This window comes from Ensifer sp. ENS02 (genome assembly GCF_014851885.1).
GTDB classification, from domain to species: Bacteria; Pseudomonadota; Alphaproteobacteria; order Rhizobiales; family Rhizobiaceae; genus Ensifer; species Ensifer adhaerens.
Genome location: NZ_JACVAO010000020.1, coordinates 63,334 through 80,530, shown reverse-complemented (window position 1 = coordinate 80,530; position 17,197 = coordinate 63,334). Strand labels below are relative to the sequence as shown.

General features: G+C 62.4%; 14 protein-coding genes. 5 read left to right on the top strand and 9 right to left on the bottom strand.

What is annotated here, in order from left to right:
• Window positions 1–2: 2 nt before the first annotated feature.
• The 9 genes from IB262_RS30400 to IB262_RS30360 form a co-directional block, all read right to left on the bottom strand.
• A complete protein-coding gene (locus tag IB262_RS30400) occupies window positions 3–1,247 on the bottom strand; it encodes a DUF2325 domain-containing protein (protein ID WP_192494113.1) in 1,245 nt (414 codons plus the stop codon).
• 333 nt (window positions 1,248–1,580) lie between these two features.
• Entirely contained in the window at window positions 1,581–2,477 is an 897-nt protein-coding gene (locus IB262_RS30395) for a LysR family transcriptional regulator (protein WP_034791732.1), read from the bottom strand.
• Window positions 2,478–2,533: 56 nt separating this feature from the next.
• A complete protein-coding gene (locus tag IB262_RS30390; RefSeq protein ID WP_110819060.1) occupies window positions 2,534–4,066 on the bottom strand; it encodes an ABC transporter ATP-binding protein in 1,533 nt (510 codons plus the stop codon).
• Between the two features lie 5 nt (window positions 4,067–4,071).
• Window positions 4,072–5,004, bottom strand: a complete 933-nt coding sequence (locus tag IB262_RS30385) for an ABC transporter permease (RefSeq protein ID WP_060521234.1) — start codon at window positions 5,002–5,004, stop codon at window positions 4,072–4,074.
• A gap of 79 nt (window positions 5,005–5,083) precedes the next feature.
• Entirely contained in the window at window positions 5,084–6,178 is a 1,095-nt protein-coding gene (locus IB262_RS30380; RefSeq protein WP_110819031.1) for an ABC transporter permease, read from the bottom strand.
• Window positions 6,179–6,245: 67 nt separating this feature from the next.
• The gene (locus IB262_RS30375) at window positions 6,246–7,235 is read right to left on the bottom strand and encodes a BMP family protein (RefSeq protein ID WP_162250988.1); all 990 of its coding nucleotides are present in this window, start codon (window positions 7,233–7,235) and stop codon (window positions 6,246–6,248) included.
• A gap of 54 nt (window positions 7,236–7,289) precedes the next feature.
• On the bottom strand, window positions 7,290–8,585 hold the full coding sequence (locus IB262_RS30370) for an amidohydrolase family protein (protein WP_034791735.1): 1,296 nt from the start codon (window positions 8,583–8,585) through the stop codon (window positions 7,290–7,292).
• 223 nt (window positions 8,586–8,808) lie between these two features.
• Complete coding sequence (locus IB262_RS30365; RefSeq protein ID WP_060521333.1) at window positions 8,809–9,597, bottom strand: aldolase; 789 nt, start codon at window positions 9,595–9,597, stop codon at window positions 8,809–8,811.
• Between the two features lie 185 nt (window positions 9,598–9,782).
• Window positions 9,783–10,679, bottom strand: a complete 897-nt coding sequence (locus tag IB262_RS30360) for a LysR family transcriptional regulator (protein ID WP_192494112.1) — start codon at window positions 10,677–10,679, stop codon at window positions 9,783–9,785.
• A 164-nt stretch (window positions 10,680–10,843) separates the two neighbouring features.
• Here IB262_RS30360 and IB262_RS30355 point away from each other — a divergent pair, with 164 nt between their 5' ends.
• From IB262_RS30355 to IB262_RS30335, 5 genes are all read left to right on the top strand, one after another.
• A complete protein-coding gene (locus IB262_RS30355) occupies window positions 10,844–12,235 on the top strand; it encodes a nucleobase:cation symporter-2 family protein (RefSeq protein ID WP_060521231.1) in 1,392 nt (463 codons plus the stop codon).
• A gap of 62 nt (window positions 12,236–12,297) precedes the next feature.
• Window positions 12,298–13,161: a xanthine dehydrogenase family protein subunit M gene (locus IB262_RS30350; RefSeq protein WP_192357351.1), complete on the top strand. Its 864-nt coding sequence runs from the start codon at window positions 12,298–12,300 to the stop codon at window positions 13,159–13,161.
• Window positions 13,158–13,640 carry a (2Fe-2S)-binding protein gene (locus tag IB262_RS30345; protein WP_060521229.1) on the top strand — a complete coding sequence of 161 codons (483 nt, stop codon included), beginning with the start codon at window positions 13,158–13,160 and terminating at the stop codon, window positions 13,638–13,640. The genes IB262_RS30350 and IB262_RS30345 overlap by 4 nt, the downstream gene beginning before the upstream one ends.
• A complete protein-coding gene (locus IB262_RS30340) occupies window positions 13,637–15,943 on the top strand; it encodes a xanthine dehydrogenase family protein molybdopterin-binding subunit (RefSeq protein ID WP_060521228.1) in 2,307 nt (768 codons plus the stop codon). The genes IB262_RS30345 and IB262_RS30340 overlap by 4 nt, the downstream gene beginning before the upstream one ends.
• Window positions 15,940–17,076: a GTP-binding protein gene (locus IB262_RS30335; protein ID WP_082584624.1), complete on the top strand. Its 1,137-nt coding sequence runs from the start codon at window positions 15,940–15,942 to the stop codon at window positions 17,074–17,076. The genes IB262_RS30340 and IB262_RS30335 overlap by 4 nt, the downstream gene beginning before the upstream one ends.
• The last annotated feature ends 121 nt before the right edge of the window (window positions 17,077–17,197 follow it).

Here is a 17,197-nt window from a genome sequence, read left to right as displayed (position 1 = left end):
AGCTAGAAACGTCCATAGGCGCCGCCGGCGCCGCTGATGGCCGTGAGGAAACTGGCAAGTCCGGCAGAGCGAAGCGGCAGGTATTGTTTTTGCTGCTCGCGGCAAAGGCGTTTGACCAGGCCCACCGCCGAGTGACTGATGTGATCGACCGGAAAGAGGATCGTCGCTGCCTGCCCGACGAGGGCGGGCAAGAGCGTCGTGCTGTCTTCCATGCCTCCGTCGTGGAGGAGGAGGTCGATGTTGCGCACTCTTGCGTAGGCTCGAAGATGATCAAACAGATTGCGTCGGCCGCCGACATAGAGCACGGGGCCGCTGAGCTGTGCGGGCGGCGCGCTGCCGTCGTCTCTGAGCTGAGCTGTGATTGCCGTCTCGAGGGCTTCGTTTTCGCGTAGGACCGCATAACGCAGATCCTGCATCTGCTCCAGTTCCCGCTGAAGGGCATCGGATTTCTCCTCCGACGCGGCAAGGCGCTGGGCGAAGGCCTCGTTGCGCGTCACGTCCGCTTCGTTGCTTGCGGATAGAGCTCTCGTGCTCCTTGCGACGCGCGCCAAGGGTGCGACCGACGCGGCGATTGCTTCGGCGTTGATCGCTCTCTCCTCCAATTGCCGGAGGCGCTGTTGCAGGGCGATCCGCTCATCGGCGGCCGCCTTCAGACGCGTCTCCTGCCGGGCGGTTCGTTCGCGTTCCTGTTCGAGTTCCCTTTCCAGCTCTGTCAGCCGTGCGATGTCGAGCCGACTTGCGCTGCCGACAAGGTGCGACAGCATATGCACTTCTCCGAAGATCTCGCGCATTAGTGCTGGCGATGTTCCCGGATGGCTCATCAGTGCCCAATACGGACCGGCGATGTCGCCGCGCTCGAAGGAATTGCGCCAGATGTTTCGGAGTTCGTCTTGATCGGCCTGCCGGGGAATGCGCTTGATGCTGCTCTCGTGGCGCTTGTCGAGCGCCTTGTTGAGCAACTTTGCCGCCTGATTCCGTTGACCAGCAAGCCACACGCCTCGACCGTGCAGGGTATGGTCCGTCGCAGTGCGCACATCGTCTTGTCCGGTCCTGATCAGGACCTGGCGCAATTCTCCCGCCGTCAGGCAGGTGCCGATGATCGAGCAATGAAATGTCGAGGCAATGTCCCAGGTCCGCAAGCGATGGGCACTGATCTTGGGTGTGTGGCCATCCGGGCATGCAGCGAAGGACAAGGCTGCGGCAGGTAGGGGGACACCGTGGGATTTGAGACGGGGCAACGTGGGCATGGGCGTTCCGGAGCTAGGGCAGTTGCTGGCACTTCGCGACGCGGCCGTCCGCATTGCACATCCGCGAACGGGCCTTTCATCACAGGTAAACCCAATTATCGTTATGTTTCAAGAAATATAACGCTGAGGGAAAACGCGCGCCCGAACGGGAACCACAGAATTCCCGCGCAGTTTTCGTCATTGCGTCGTTCAGCGAACAAACGTGCATGTCTGAAACGGAGCGCTGCCAAGGGGTTTCCCGCACAGCAATTGGTGTGAGTTCAAGCCTTTGCTCGTAGGAGAAAAGTGCCCGGACGGCGCTGGGCAGCGAGACGACCGGCCGTTTCCCAGGCCTCAGACCTGTTTCGCAACGCTGGCGATGAAGGCCGCTTTCAGATGCTCGGCGGCGGGCGAGAGGCTGTGGTGGCGCCGTTGAAGCAAAGAGACGTCACGCATGACGATGGGGTCAATGAGATCGACTGTCGTTACACCGACGGCCGAGGCGAGCTGTCCGGAGTTTTCCGGTAGCACCGAAACGCCCATTCCAGCGGCAATCATGCTGATCGCCGTTGTCGAAAAGCGTACCTCGTACTTTGGCCGGTAGTTCGGCACGACGCGAATGAGGTTGTGCTCGACGATGTTGCGCAAAGGGTTGGAGGCGGCAAGCGTGATTAGCGTTTCGTCCTTGAGCTCGGCCCAGCGCACGGATTTGCGCTTGGCAAACCGGTGATCCTCGCGGCAGACGAGCATCAGTTTGTCGCGCAGCAGCGGGGTGGCGGCGATTTCGGGGTCTTCCTCCGAAAGGGTGCCGACGGCGATATCGACCTCGTGGCGCTTGAGCGCCGGGGTTATCTGCTCTTCCGGCATGTCGCGAATGTTGACGGAGATCTCCGGATACTTGTTCAGGAATCTGGCGATGATCGGCGGTACGACCGTTGCGGCAAGCACGATCGCCGCGGCGATCGTCACTTGCCCACGCTTCAGCGAAGCGTTGTCGCGCACGTCGCCAACGGCAAGCTCGAGGTCCTTCATGATCTTGCGCGCCTGGGGCAGGAATTCCTGGCCGACCAGGGTGAGGGAGACCATGCGCGTGTGCCGGTCGAACAGGCGCACGCCGATCTCCCGTTCCAGATCCCGGATGAGGATGCTGACCGCGGACTGGGTGAGATGGAGGTTGCGTGCGGCGATGTTGAACTGGCCGAGCTCGGCCACAGCAATGAAGGCCCTGAGTTGCCGCAGGGTTATGTTCATATACGCGCGGCCTCCCGTTACTCGCTCCCATCAAAGCCTGCCAGACCTCGGCTTGTCTACCCCGCAAGTGCGGCTTGCTCTTTGTTGCCGGCCATGAGCAGGCCGAGTTCGTCGAGACGGGCGCGGTCGGGCGGCAGTTCGCCAAGGATTTCGCCGTGGAACATGACGACGATGCGGTCGCAGATTGCAAACAGCTCCTCGAGTTCCGTGGAGATCAGCAGAATGGCGCGGCCGCTGTCGCGCTGGCGCAGCATCTCCTCCATCACGAACTCCATCGCGCCGATATCGATGCCGCGCGCGAGCTGATTGACGAGGATGAAATCGGGATCGCGCGCCAGCTCCCGCGCGACGACGAGCTTTTGCTGGTTGCCGCCTGAAAGTGCTGCGATCGGCTGGTTCTCGTCCCGGCTCTTCACGCGAAACCGCTTGATCAGGTCGCGGGTGTGCTCGCCGATGACCTTGCGGTTGAGCATGCCCCCCGTCGCGAACGGTTTTTGGTCGTAACGCTGCAGAATGGTGTTTTCGCTGAGCGACAGCGGCAAGACGATGCCGTGCTTGTGGCGGTCTTCCGGAATGTGGGAAAAACGCCTGGCATTGATTTCTGCCGGGTCGAGCCCGGTTATATCGTTTCCGTTGAGAACGACGCGCCCGGAATCGACCGGCAGCAGGCCGGAGAGCGCGAGCGATAGTTCCGTCTGGCCGTTGCCGGATACGCCGGCAATGCCGACGATTTCGCCGGCGCGTACATCGAGGCTCACGCCGCGCACGGCCGGAAGGCCGGTCTCGGCGCGGCAGGTGAGGTTTTCCACCGAAAGCACGATGCGACCTGGCGGTTTGGGGCTGCGCGGGAGCTCCATGCGCACCTCACGACCGACCATCATGCGCGCAAGCTCACGCGCATTTGTCTCCCCGACCCTGACCGTATTGACGACGCGGCCGTCACGCATGACGCTGATGCGATTGCTGACCCGCATCACTTCGTCCAGCTTGTGCGAAATGAAGACGACGGTCTTCCCATCCTTCACCAGATCACCCATCAGCGAAAGGAGGCGGTCGGTCTCTTGCGGGGTGAGAACGGCGGTCGGTTCGTCAAGGATGAGCAGGTCGATACCGTGGAATAGCACCTTCAGGATTTCCACCCGCTGCTGCTCGCCGACCGAGAGGTCTTCGACGATTGCGTCGGGACGCACGTCGAGGGCGTAGCGCTCGGAAAGCGCGCGGATCTTTCGGTGGACCTTGTCGATATCGGATATGACGCTGAGCGCCGAACCCTGGCCGAGGATGTAGTTTTCTGCCACGGTCAGGTTCGGTACCAGCATGAAGTGCTGGTGCACCATGCCGATCCGCTGGCGGATCGCGTCGCGTGGGCTTGTAAAGCGCACCGATTGTCCCTTGTAGACGATCTCGCCTTCATCCGGCCGGACCATGCCGCAGATCATGCTCATCAGCACGCTCTTGCCGGCGCCGTTTTCGCCGAGCAGCGAATGGATCTCGCCTTCCTCGATTTCGAGCGAAACGCCGTCGCTGGCGATGATAGGGCCGAAACGTTTGCGGATATTGTCGATGCGCAGGAACGGTTTTGCCGACATGTCGATCACCTCATCTCGTAGGGCTGGCCAAGCTTGCTGGGTGCGGCACCCTTGCCGCGGAAGGCGACGAGCGTGACGATCGTCATGATGTAGGGAAGCGCCTGCAGCACTTGGTAGGGCACGACGATCGATGCTTGCGCCTGGAGCATGAGCTGCAGGGCGTAAAAGAGGCCGAAGAGCAGCGAGACGAAGAAGGCGCCGATCGGCGACCAGCGGGCAAAGACCACGACGGCAAGGGCGATGAAGCCGCGGCCGGAGGTGATGCCTTCGACGAACTGGTTGGAATGGCCAAGCGTGAGGAACGCGCCACCGAGCCCTGCAAGGCCTGTACCGACGAGGACGGCGGCATAGCGGTAGCCAACGACACTGCGACCGGCGACGTCGACGGCCTTCGGGTGCTCGCCGACGGCGCGAAGCGTCAGGCCGAAGGAGGTGCGGTAAAGCACCAGGGTGGCGAGTATGGCGACCAGCACGGTGGAATAGACGATCAGGTTCTGGCGGAAGAACGCTTCTCCGAGAAAGGGCAGATCGCTCAGCCAGGGTATGTGGACCGGCTGGGCGATCTCGATGCCCTTGCCGGTCGAAACGTAATAGGTGCGAAAGAGGAAGGCCGTCAGGCCCATGCCGAGCAGGTTGAGGGCCGCCCCCACCACGATCTGGTCCGCCTTGATGGTGATCGTGAAGACGGCGAAGACGAGCCCGAACAGCATGCCGCCGGCGACGCCGGCCAATAGCCCGAGCGGAATGTTGCCGGTGGCTGCGGCCGCAGCGAAGCCACAGAAAGCGCCGACGAGCATCGTGCCTTCGAGCCCGATGTTGAGCACGCCGGCGCGCTCGGAAAAGACCTCGCCGATCGAGGCGAAGATCAGGGGGGTGGCAAGCCTCCAGGCGGCGCCGACGAGCGCTGCGAGAAAGGTGAGAGAAATCATGTCGTCCATGGGTTCGACCCTCCAGGAATATCGCCAAAGTTTTGTTTTCCCGCGGGCGGTCTACGGCGACGCGGGAGTTTCCATGCTTTCAAGCCACAGTCCTGAGGATGTCGCGCAGCTTTGCGAAGGCGACGACCGAGAGGATGACGATGCCCTGAATGACCAACACCAGGACCTGCGGGATCTGTGAGGTGATCTGGAGGACTTCCGAGCCGGAGCGAAGCGTCGCAAAAAGCCCGCCCGACAGGATTGCCGCCAACGGATTGTTGCCGGCCAAGAGCGCCACCGCGATGCCCTCGAAGCCATAACCCGGCGAAATGTTCTGGTAGAGCCGACGTGTGACGCCCGCCACCTCGAAGGCGCCGGCAAGGCCTGCCATCGCGCCGCTGATGCACATCGCGATCATGACGTTCCTGGCGACGTTCATGCCGGCATAGCGGGCGGCATGCGGGTTGAGACCGACGACGCGCAGCGCAAAGCCGCGGCTGCTTCTTCGCAGGAAGATGTACAGCGCAACCGCCAGAACCACCGCAACGAGGATGCCGATGTGAAGCCTAAGGTCGGTTACCAGGCGTGGCGTCCAGGCTTCGCGCACCAGCCTTGCCGATTGCGGATAGGCGGCACTCGCATCGCGCATCGGACCGGTGACGAGATAGCTCGTGAGGATGAGGGCGATGTAGTTGAGCATGATCGTGGTGACGATCTCGCTTGCCTGAAAGCGCACCTTCAGATAGCCGGCTATGCCAGCCCAGGCGGCGCCCGCAAGCGCCCCCGCCAACATCACAAGCGGCGCATGCACCCAGACGGATAGGCCGTCGATGCTGGTGCCGACAAGGGTTGCGGCGATTGCGCCGACATAGAGCTGGCCTTCGGCGCCGATGTTCCAGATCGAGCAGCGAAACGCGACGCACAGCCCTGCACCGATCAGGATCAGCGGCGTCGCCTTCAGGAGAATTTCTCCGACCGAGCGTATGTCCTGGAACGAGCCGAAGACCATGACGGTGACGACGTCGCTGCCGTTGAAGCCGTTGAGCCAGAGCAGCAGGGCGCCGAAGGCGAGTGCGACGAGAACTGCCGCGATGGGTGTCAGGGCGCTGATCGCAGCCTGCGAGAGTGTCCTGTAGAAAGCTTGGGCTGCTTGAGAATTCACGGTCTCACGCACTCCCTGGTTTATCTCAGCCATGGGTGTGTCCATTGGTGTGATGCGGGAAGTGGCTGCGGCTGGATATCCCGCCGCAGCATGGAGGCAGCTATTCTGCGCCGGTCTTGATCTCGCCGGCGGCGATCTTGGCGCTGATTGCCTTGACCTCGGCGCGGATATCCTCCGGCACGGAGACCGGGCCGTCGTCGCGGAAGGTAAACGAGATGACCTTCGGGTCCTTCAGGCCGAAAACCACGTTCTCCGTGGGCGGGTGGCCTTCCTTGATCGCGCGAACCACTTCGACCACGCCTTGAGCATAGTCGGCGACGTAGAGCCCGAGAATGTTGTTGGGGGCAACCTCGGTAAAGTCGCTGAAGATCGAGAAGGAGCGCACGTCCGGGCCGGATTCGGCAATCGCCTGGTAGCCGCCGACGGTGGCGCCGGAAGCGTTCGGTACGACGAAGTCAGCGCCTTGCGAGATCATGCTGAGCGCCGCTTCCTTGGCGGCGGTCGTATCGGTGAAGTTGCCGATATAGGCTTCGCTGATCGGGAAGTCCGGATTGATGCTTTTTGCGCCGTTCTTGAAGCCGGCGAATGCCTGCTGGATCGGCGGGATTTCCATGCCGCCGACAAGGCCGGCCTTACCGCCCATTTTCGCAGCGATCACACCCATCAGGTAAAAGGGCTGGCTGGTATCGGTATTGAGCCCGATAACGTTGCCTTCGTGGATCGCGCTCGACGAGATCAGGAAATAGGTGTCCGGATAATCGAGCGCGACATCGCGCGCGGCGTCCTGGAACTCAAAACCGTGGCCAAGGATGACCTTGTAGCCCTGGCTCGCATAATCTCGAAACGCCTTTTCGAAGGAGGCCGGGTTCTGCTGCAGCTCGACATAGCTGATCTTGGCGCCAAGCTGTTGCTCAACGCCCTTGAGCGCGTTGTAGCCGATCCGGTTCCATCCTTCTTCGGAAACGCTGCCGGGCACGAGAAGGCCCATCTTGAAGTCTTCGGCGTGCGCGAGGTCCTGCCAGAGTATTCCGGTCAGGGCCATTCCGAGAGTGGACGCAAGCAGCAAACGACGTGAAATTTCAGTTATCATTTCATTCCTCCCATTAGATTGCAGTCCCAATCCCCCCGGAGCAGCCGTTCCCTTTTATGCGTTCTCCTTCAGGCGGATGTTTTCAGTAGTGCTCTGCGAGACCAGGCGCCCGTTCGAAAAGACGAAAGCCCGATCTGGCCCGCCGGCAATCAGCGTGTCGGTATCGATGCAGTCGGTAATGACGAAGTCGGCGCGCGCGCCGGGTCTGAAACCGTAGTCCTTGCCAAGCCCCATCAGTCGGGCAGGGGCCGTCGTGATCATGCTGTGCGCGGCTGAGAGCTCGTCCCCGCGCAGATGGCCTGCAAGCAGTGTCCAGCGGGCGATTTCCAGCATGTCGCCCGAGCCGGTCGGAACGAACGGATCCTGGATATTGTCCGAGGCGGTGGCGATGGTGATGCCGGCGCGATGGAGTTCGGCGACACGCGTCAACCCGCGTGGCGGCAGCATCTCGTAGTCGCGGCCCTGTAGATAGAGATTTGCGGCCGGCAGTGTCACCACGCCGACATTCAGTTTGTCCAGGCGCTCGGCTATCCGCTGGAACTCCCGGCGCGGCAAGGCGCTCAACACCGAGACGTGGCTGAAGACGGTGCGCCCCTGCATGCCGAAGCGCTCGACGCGTTCGAGTGCGGCGTCGATGAGATGCACGCCGGCATTGAGGTGTTCGTCGAGGTGCAGGTCGATAGGCTTGCCGGATTTCACCGCGGCCGAAAACAGGATGTCGAGGTAGCGCGGCGGGTCCTCGGAAACGGCGGGCGTTCCGCCGACGGCATCGGCGAGCGCAACGGCGCCGTCGATGTTGTTGCCGAGCCACTCGAAGTCTTGGCCCGGATGCGGCGTCATGAAGGCGACGAGCTGAAGCGTGATGCGGTGCTTTTCGGCATCGCGAATGGCGGCCAGCGTCTCGATGCCATGGAAACCGGCATCCTTGTCGACGTTGATGTGGCTGCGGATCGCGGTCGTGCCGCGCGAAAGACATCGCCCGATTGTGCGCGTCGCGCGCTTGTGAATGTCGTCGGGGCCGGCGGTGCGGGCGTATTTCGCAAAGGCTTCGCGGGCGCCCTGGAGCGTGCCGGAGGGATTTGGCGTAAACCGCAGCACCCCCGTCTTGTCGAGATGCTGGTGCGCGTCGACGAAGCCCGGCGAAACGAGCATGCCGGAAATGTCTATGCAGGCGCCGCACGAACCGGTGTCGAGAAAGGGCTCGACGACCGTGATGCGCCCGTCGGCGCCGACGATAATGTCGCTTGCCGACTGCGAGCCGTCATCGTTTATGACGGTACCGCCCGTGAGGGCAAAGGACTGACCGGGGATCAGTCTTGCGAGCAACGCAGCTGGATTTTCACGTACCATGTCGTCCCCACCTTGTTGTTATGGCGGGAAACTAAGCACGCGCTTTTAATTCAAACAAATTCATTATTTCAATTATTTGATAAATGGATCGTATTAATTGCCGATCGCCAGGCACCGTTCGAGCGTGGCCAACGTCATGGAAAGAGACGCCTGATCAACTGGTTGACCGGCAATCTGGAACGGGCCGATGCGGTCGGCTTTTGGCATCGGCCCTGGTTCGCATTCAGTGCTTGTATTGCGGTTCCTCGGCGTCGAGTTGCCGGCGAATGGCGGCAAGATGGGCCCGTGCCGACTCCGGGTCACCCTCGCGCATCTGCCGGTAAGCGGCCTCAGCGATCTGTGGGGCGACGGGCAGGACTTCCCGTCCGGTGGACATCGCAAGCACCTGCACTTCGGCCGCCCGTTCCAGATAGTAGAGATCGTCCCAGGCATCGGCGATTGTCGGCGCCAGGACCAGCACGCCGTGGTGTTTCAGGAAGACGATATCGGCGTCGCCCGCTGCAGCAGCAATGCGAGCGCCTTCCCGATGGTCGAGGGCAAGGCCGTTGTAGTTTTCGTCGACAGCGGTGCGTCCGTAGAATTTCAGCGCAGTCTGGCCGGCCCAGATCAAGGGGGCGCCCTCGGTCATGGATAAGGCGGTCGCATACGGCATGTGCGTGTGGAAGGCGACTTTTGCGCGCGGCAGCCGGCGGTGGATTTCGGCATGGATGTAAAAAGCGGTTGCCTCCGGCTCACCGTCACCGTCGATGACGGTGCCGTTGAAATCGCACACCAGCAGCTTTGATGCCGTCAGCTCGCGAAAGGCATAGCCGTAGGGATTGACGATGAAGAGATCGTCATGGCCGGGTACGACAGCCGAAAAATGGTTGCAGATGCCCTCTTCGAAGCCGTTGCGCGCCGCCATGCGGAAGCAGGCCGCCAGATCTTCCTTGGTGCTGCGGATGGCATCTGTGGAAAGGTTGGGCCGGTTCGACCGTGCCGCTTCGGTGCTGCTTTTCAGGGAATGCGCCATGAGTTGCTCCTGGTTTGGCTTGAGCTGGGAGCGGCGGCCGGCCGAAAGCCCTCCGCGCGCAGCGAAGGCTGCGCCCTGCCTGCCCGCCGTTCCGCGGTCCAGCAGCGCGCCCAGATAACGCCGGAAATTGCGCGTGGTCAAACGCAAGGTCGCGTCTGAATACAAGACGTCTTTCCATGGAAACGTCAGTGCACGGATTTCAGCAGGAAGTCGCGAAACCGCCGGGCGGCCGGAGAGAGGGAGCGCGTGCGTTTCTGGATCAGGCTGACTTCGCGCTTGATGTGCGGCTCGGTCGGCGTGCGCACGACGAGGCCCATGGAGGTCGCAAGCCGTGTGACCGCCGATGTCATGATCGCGACGCCGAGCCCGCCTTCGACCATGCCGATAATCGTCAGCGGCAAGGCCACCTCCTGCATTGCCTTGTCGAAGGGCAGCACGATACCGTTGCGTGCCAGCTCGTTTTCGAGGCGGTCCCTGATCGGATTGCCGCGGTGCGGACCGATCAGCTTGCGGTCAACCAGGTCGGTCCAACGAATTTCACGCAGCCTGACCAGCGGGTCGTCCGGGTGAAGGACGATGAGGAATTCGTCGGTCGTCAGCCGGGTCCCCATCAATTCGGTATCGTCCTCCGGCACGGTTCCGATCCCGAGGTCGACCGAGCTGTTGGTCACCTGTTCCAGGACGGCGATCTCAGCCACGTCATGGAGAGCGACGGCAATATCGGGGTAGAGCCGGGTGAAGGCGTTGACGAGCTGCGGCAGCATCAAAGCCGCCTGCACGGTGCCCGCTGCAATCGAAACCTTGCCACGTCTCAGCGCATTCAACTCGCGCGAGCTCTCCACCATGCCATCGATGTCGGCGACGGCACGTGCGGCAACCGGCAAGATGTCCATGCCGGCCTGCGTAAGCCGTAGAAGACGCGTATGCCTGTCGAAGAGACGCAGCTTCAAATTCTGCTCCAGCTGCCGAACCAGCGTGCTCACCGCCGACTGCGAGGAGCCGAGCCTGTCGGCGGCGAGGGTGAACTGCCCCAGATTGGCTACGGTGACGAAGGCTCGAAGCTGTTTCAGCGTGATGTCCATGCCGGTCCATTCATTCAATTCCTATATGAATAAATATGATTGTGCCGATTGTTTGCTGATTTGGCCAGCCGCATGATCCGCTTTGTACGGCGTGCGGTGACCACATCATGAGGCCGAAGTTGCCCTCCCACCGCGCCGGAAGCTGTTCGCTGGGAGGAAAGCGAATGCATAAATCCGATACGACTGATCCTGTCGAAAAAACCTACCCGATCCCAAGTTTGATGGCCCTTGGCCTACAGCATGTTCTCGTCATGTATGCCGGAGCGGTCGCCGTGCCGCTCATTGTCGGCAGCGCACTTCAATTGCCCAAGGAACAGATTGCGATGCTCGTCAGCGCGGATCTCTTCTGTTGTGGCATCGTCACCCTCATCCAGGCGCTCGGCATCTGGAACATCGGCATTCGCCTGCCGATCATGATGGGGATTTCGTTCACCGCCGTACCCTCGATTATCGCGACGGGCACCAATCCCGATCTCGGCATGCCGGGCGTCATCGGCGCGGTCATCGGCTCCGGGGTGTTCACGATCCTGGTCGCGCCGTTCTTCGGCCGCTGGGTACGGTTCTTCCCGCCTGTTGTCACCGGCACGGTGATGCTGGTGATCGGCCTTTCGCTGATGCGCGTCGGGGTAAACTGGGCGGCAGGCGGCCAGCCGATGATCAAGGGTCCGGACGGCATGATCCCGAACCCGGCCTACGGCGCGCCGTTCGCGCTCGCCGTGGCTGCCATCGTGCTCATGTCGATCCTGCTTCTCACCCGCGTTCTCAAGGGCTTCATGGCCAATCTTGCGGTCCTGATCGGGATCGGGATCGGCTTCGTGGTCGCGATCGCTGCCGGCAAGGTGGATTTCCACGGCGTTGCCGAGGCCGACTGGGTGCGCATCATTCACCCGCTCGCCTTCGGATGGCCGATCTTCGAGTTCTGGTCGATCCTGTCGCTCTGTGCGGTCATGACCGTCATGATGATCGAATCGACCGGCCAGTTCCTGGCTGTCGGCGACATGGCCGGACGCAAGATCACCGAGGCAGAACTGACCCGGGGTTTGAGAACCGACGGTGTCGGTAACATCATCGGCGGCCTGCTCAACACCTTCACCTATACGACCTATGCGCAGAACGTCGGACTGCTGCAGATCACCGGCGTGCTCAGCCGCTTCGTGGTGGCAGCGGGCGGCGCCATCCTGATCCTGCTCGGCTCGCTGCCCAAGGTTGCCTTCGTCAGCGCATCGATCCCGAGCTATGTCGTCGGCGGTGCGGCAATCGTGATGTTTGGCATGGTGTCGGCGACGGGGGTGAAGATCCTGTCGAAGGTGGATTTCGTGGCCAATCGCCGCAATCTCTACATCGTCGCCGTCAGCGTCGGCCTCGCCATGGTGCCGGTCGTTGCCGAAAACATCTTCGATCAGTTGCCGGCGGCGATCGAGAAGTTCCTGCACAGCGGCGTGCTCGTCGGCACCTTTGCGGCGGCACTGCTCAACATTCTCTTCAACGGCGTTCCGGCGAAAGAGCCGGAGGAGGCCGAACTCGCGGACGGCGCGCCGGCTGCCGACCCTGCCTAGAGAACAACACCATTAGTCCGGCGGCCGCGCGCCGCCGGAGCCCCCAACCCCAAGAGGATTCCATGAGACGCTTCGACTATCATCGGGCGGAAACGCTGGAGCATGCCTCCCGTCTTCTCACCGAGCTCGGCGACGACACATTCCTGTTCAACGGAGGCACGGACCTTTTGGTCGAGATCCGCGAACGGCTGCGCCGCGTGCGCAACGTCGTCGACATCAAGCAGATCCCTGGTTTGTCCGACATCACCTATGACGAGACGCGCGGACTGACCTTCGGTGCGCTGGTGACCGTCGGACGGCTGGAGAACCTGTCGCTGGTGCGCCAGCGATATCCGAACCTGCGTTCAGCACTCGCCTCGCTCGGCTCCATCCAGGTGCGCAACCGCGCGACCGTCGTTGGCAATATCTGTCGCGCCTCGCCGTCGGCCGATACCATTCCGCCCTTGGTGGCGGACGGCGCCTTCGTGCACATCTACAGCCGCACCAACATGCGTGTGGTGCCGATCTGCGAGTTCTTCACCGGCCCCGGCAGGACCGTTCTCGCCAAGGGCGAAATCGTTACCGGCATCACCGTGCCGCCGGCGGGTGACAATACCGGCAAGGCCTATCTCAAGCACGGCCGTCGAAAGGCGATGGAGCTGTCCACCGTCGGCGTCGCCGTCAGCCTGGCGATGGACGATGGCGTCTGCAGCGACATCCGCATCGCGCTCGGTGCGGTCGGCGCCACTGTTCTGCGCGCGCCGCAAGCCGAAGCCATGCTGCGTGGCACGAGGCTCGATGCTGAGGCTGTCAGGAGTGCTGCCGACAAGGCGATGGAGGAATGCACGCCGATCAGCAACGTGCGCGCCAGCGCAGACTACCGTCGCGACATGGTCGGCGTCCTGACCGGTCGCGCCATCAAACAGGCATTGGAGACTTTCGCATGAAACGGATGGTCGAATTCACCGTGAATGGCGAGGCGCGCGAGATGGCCGTCGATGGCTGCTGCTCCCTGCTCGATGCGCTGCGCAACGAGGTCGGCCTCACCGGCACCAAGAAGGGCTGCGATGTCGGCGACTGCGGCGCCTGCACCGTGCTCGTCGATGGCGAGCCGGTCAACGCCTGCCTGATGCTTGCCGTGGAAGCCGAAGGCCGTGCAGTCGAGACGGTCGAAGGGCTCCAGCCGGGTGTCGATCGACTGCATCCGCTGCAGGATGCCTTCATGCGGCACGGCGCCTCGCAATGCGGCTTCTGCACGCCCGGCATCCTGATGATGGCGAAGAAGCTCATCGACGACAATCCGCACCCGACTGACGAAGACATCCGCTTCGGGCTCTCCGGCAACATCTGCCGTTGCACGGGATACACCAAGATATTCGACGCGATCAAATCGGCCGCGCGCGAGATGGAGGCTGCTAGACCATGAACATGACCACCCCCATTGAACAGCGCGAGTTCAAGATCGTCGGCAAGAGCGTCAAGCGCGACGACGTGCTCGAAAAGGTCACGGGCGAGGCGCAGTATACCGGCGATATCAAGCTGCCCGGAATGCTGCACGGCAAGATCAAGCGCGCGGCGATCGCCCATGCGCGCATCAAGTCGATCGACGTCAGCAAGGCGCTCGCCTATCCGGGCGTCAAGGCTGTGCTGACCCACGAGACCGTGCCACGCGTGCTGCACTATGGGTCGCCGCATCCACGCTCGGCCTCCTGCACCAAGGACCAGTACATTCTCGACGACAAGGTGCGGTTCTGGGGCGAGGGCGTCGCCGCCGTCGCTGCCATCAGCGAAGAGATCGCCGACGAGGCGCTCGACCTGATCGAGGTGGAATACGAACCTTTGCCGGCCGTCTTCGAGCCGGAGGACGCCGCGCAGCCAGGCGCACCACTGATCCACGACGTTGGGCCGGGTGGCAATCTTGTGCTCGACCCGGTGCGCGTCAACCGCGGTGATATCGATAAGGGTTTTGCCGAGGCGGACTTCGTTCTCGAGGGCACGTTTGCCGGCGGGCGGCCGCACCCGGCCTACATGGAGCCGAACGTCTGCATCGCCGACTGGGACGGTTCCAACAAGCTGACCTTCTGGACCTCGACCCAGACCTCTTTCATGGTGCGCGGCATCCTTGCAGAAGTGCTCGGCCTGCCGCTCACCAAGGTGCGCGTGCTCGTCGACCATATGGGCGGCGGCTTTGGGGCCAAGCAGGACCTGTTCCAGCACGAGTTTCTCTGTGCGCTTTTGGCGAAGGAAACCCGCCGGCCGGTGAAAATGGAGTTCACCCGCCATGAGACATTCGTGGCCGGTCGTTCCCGTCACCCTTGCCGGATCTGGCTGAAGCAGGGCTTCAAGAACGACGGCACGCTCGTCGCCCGCGACATGAAGCTGGTCTACGATTCCGGCGCCTACGGGTCCCATGGCCCGGGCGTGACCATCGTTGGAACCACCGCCGCTACCTCGCTCTATCGCTGCGAGAACGTGCGGCTGGAGGGGCGGTGCGTCTACACCAACACCCCGATCAACGGCGCCTTCCGCGGCTACGGCGTGGTGCAGAGCTACTATGCGCTCGACATCCAGATGGACGAAGCGGCCGAACGGCTCGGCATGGATCCGGCCGAACTGAAGCTGAAGAACGTGGTGCGCGCCGGCGACATCGCGCCATCAGGCCATCCGATCCTCGGTCACGGGCTTGAAATCTGCCTCAAGCACGGCATCGACGTGCTCGACTGGAAGGCGCTTTGGAACCGCGACCGGGCTCCAGATCCGAAGCGCCCGCACATCCGCAAAGGGTGGGGCATCGGCTGCGAGATGCACGGCTCGTCTGCCTATCCCGGCATCAAGGAACAGGGCAACGCCACGGTGAAGGTCAACGAGGACGGCACGGTGACGCTGCTGACTGGCGCTGCCGGACTTGGCACCGGAGCCCATACGGCGCTGGCGCAGATCGTTGCCGAAGAGCTCGGGGTCCGCTTCGAGGACGTCGGCGTCATCCATGGCGACACGGACGTGGTTCCATGGGACATCGGGGCCTTTGCCAGCCACACGACCTACCTGGTCGGCACGGCCGCCAAGATGGCGGCCGGCAAGGTCCGCGCCGCCGTGCTCGAACGGGCAGCGATGAAACTTCAGGTCTCGCCCGACGAGATCGACCTTTCCGAAGGCAAGGTCTTCCTCATTGCCGAGCCAGATCGCTCTATGACGGTGTCGGAGGCCATGGGGCCCTCACGTGGCATTCCTGCCGCCAATATCGTTGCCAACGGCACTTACGAGCCGACGAAATCCTACTCCTTCGCCGCACATTTCACCGAGGTGGACGTCGACACGGAAACGGGCATCGTCGAGGTCAAGCGCGTCGTGCCGGTGCACGACGTTGGACGCGTCATTCACCCGATCGCGGCGCAAGGCCAGATCGAGGGCGGCATCCAGCAGGGCATCGGCCACACGCTGACCGAGGACTACGTCATCGACAAGAAGACCGGGCGCTCACTCAATGCGGGCCTGGTCGACTACAAGATGCCGCTGTCGATGGACATGCCCGACATCGAGACGATCATCCTCGAGGCAGCGCCCGACCCGGGTGGTCCCTGGGGCGCCAAGGGTGTGGGCGAAGATCCGATCATCGCCATCGGCCCTTCCATCGCCAATGCCATCCACGACGCCATCGGCGTTCGCTTCCACCACTATCCGATCACACCGGAAGACATCCTGAAAGCCTTGAGGGAGAAGGGCGCATGAACATGCATATCGAACCTGCGAGCCAGCAGAAACTCCCGATCACGATCCTCACCGGTTTCCTCGGATCAGGAAAGACGACACTGCTCAACTACATTCTCACCGAGCGTCACGGTCACCGTATCGCGGTGATCGAGAACGAATACGGCGAAGTGGACGTCGACAGCGACCTGGTGCTCGCCTCGGACGAGGAAATCTTCCAGATGCAGAACGGCTGCATCTGCTGCTTCGTCGACGTGCGCAACGACCTGATCGACGTGATGAAGAAGCTCCTGAGCCACAAGGACAAGTTCGATCACATCATCGTCGAGACCTCGGGTCTTGCCGACCCGACGCCGGTCGCCACCGCCTTCTTCGTCGACCGTAGCGTGGCCGACGAGGTGGAGCTCGACGCCGTCGTCACGCTGGTGGACGCAATGCACATCGACCAGCATCTCTACGATCCGGTGCTCGACGGCAGCGACAACCAGGCGGTCAACCAGATCGTCGCGGCCGACCGCATCCTCGTCAACAAGATAGATCTTGCCGGGGAGGATGCCCTCGGTTCGCTGGAAACATCTCTGCGCAGGCTGAACCAGACAGCACCCATCCTGAGGTCCAGCTACGGCAAGGTGGATCTCTCCAACATTCTCGGTGTCAAGGGTTTCCGGCCGTCCTATGTGCGAGAGCGGGCGGAAATTCTCGACATCGACATGGATGACGATCGCGATGCCGAGCACCATCATCACCATGATTGCAAGGAGCCGTGTTGCGACCATGCGCATCACGACCATGGGCACCACCATCATCATGACCATGGACGCGCGCACGCGACCCCCCTTCGGCCGCACCAGCATGACGCGACGGTGAAATCCCACTCCTTCGTCTATCCCGAAGCCTTCGACGGCGAAAAGCTTGCAGGTTTCCTCAAGGGCTACCTCGGCGAGCACGGCGACGACATATTCCGCACAAAGGGCATCGTTTCCGTTGCCGGCGACGACCGCTTCTTCGTGCTTCAGGCCGTGCACAAGCTCGTCGATTTCCGCCCGGACCACGCCTGGGGCGAAGACAAACGGAAGTCGAAGTTCGTGTTCATCGGCCGCAATCTCGACCGCGAAAGTATCGACAGAAACTTGCGTGCATGCCTGGTGCCTTAGCAGCGAATCTCCACGCCGGACGGCGCTTGCGTAAGCCTTTCTGTCTGAGCCGCCCGCGCCCCTCCAGCGCGGGCGGTTGCTGCTGCTTTCAACGACAAAAATAGCTTTAAAAACAATTGGT

Excerpts from the sequence above, each read along its gene's own strand:
- IB262_RS30400 (WP_192494113.1), bottom strand. The coding sequence starts at position 1,247 with ATGCCCACGTTGCCCCGTCTCAAATCCCACGGTGTCCCCCTACCTGCC.
- IB262_RS30395 (WP_034791732.1), bottom strand. The coding sequence starts at position 2,477 with ATGAACATAACCCTGCGGCAACTCAGGGCCTTCATTGCTGTGGCCGAG.
- IB262_RS30390 (WP_110819060.1), bottom strand. The coding sequence starts at position 4,066 with ATGTCGGCAAAACCGTTCCTGCGCATCGACAATATCCGCAAACGTTTC.
- IB262_RS30385 (WP_060521234.1), bottom strand. The coding sequence starts at position 5,004 with ATGGACGACATGATTTCTCTCACCTTTCTCGCAGCGCTCGTCGGCGCC.
- IB262_RS30380 (WP_110819031.1), bottom strand. The coding sequence starts at position 6,178 with ATGGCTGAGATAAACCAGGGAGTGCGTGAGACCGTGAATTCTCAAGCA.
- IB262_RS30375 (WP_162250988.1), bottom strand. The coding sequence starts at position 7,235 with ATGATAACTGAAATTTCACGTCGTTTGCTGCTTGCGTCCACTCTCGGA.
- IB262_RS30370 (WP_034791735.1), bottom strand. The coding sequence starts at position 8,585 with ATGGTACGTGAAAATCCAGCTGCGTTGCTCGCAAGACTGATCCCCGGT.
- IB262_RS30365 (WP_060521333.1), bottom strand. The coding sequence starts at position 9,597 with ATGGCGCATTCCCTGAAAAGCAGCACCGAAGCGGCACGGTCGAACCGG.
- IB262_RS30360 (WP_192494112.1), bottom strand. The coding sequence starts at position 10,679 with ATGGACATCACGCTGAAACAGCTTCGAGCCTTCGTCACCGTAGCCAAT.
- IB262_RS30355 (WP_060521231.1), top strand. The coding sequence starts at position 10,844 with ATGCATAAATCCGATACGACTGATCCTGTCGAAAAAACCTACCCGATC.
- IB262_RS30350 (WP_192357351.1), top strand. The coding sequence starts at position 12,298 with ATGAGACGCTTCGACTATCATCGGGCGGAAACGCTGGAGCATGCCTCC.
- IB262_RS30345 (WP_060521229.1), top strand. The coding sequence starts at position 13,158 with ATGAAACGGATGGTCGAATTCACCGTGAATGGCGAGGCGCGCGAGATG.
- IB262_RS30340 (WP_060521228.1), top strand. The coding sequence starts at position 13,637 with ATGAACATGACCACCCCCATTGAACAGCGCGAGTTCAAGATCGTCGGC.
- IB262_RS30335 (WP_082584624.1), top strand. The coding sequence starts at position 15,940 with ATGAACATGCATATCGAACCTGCGAGCCAGCAGAAACTCCCGATCACG.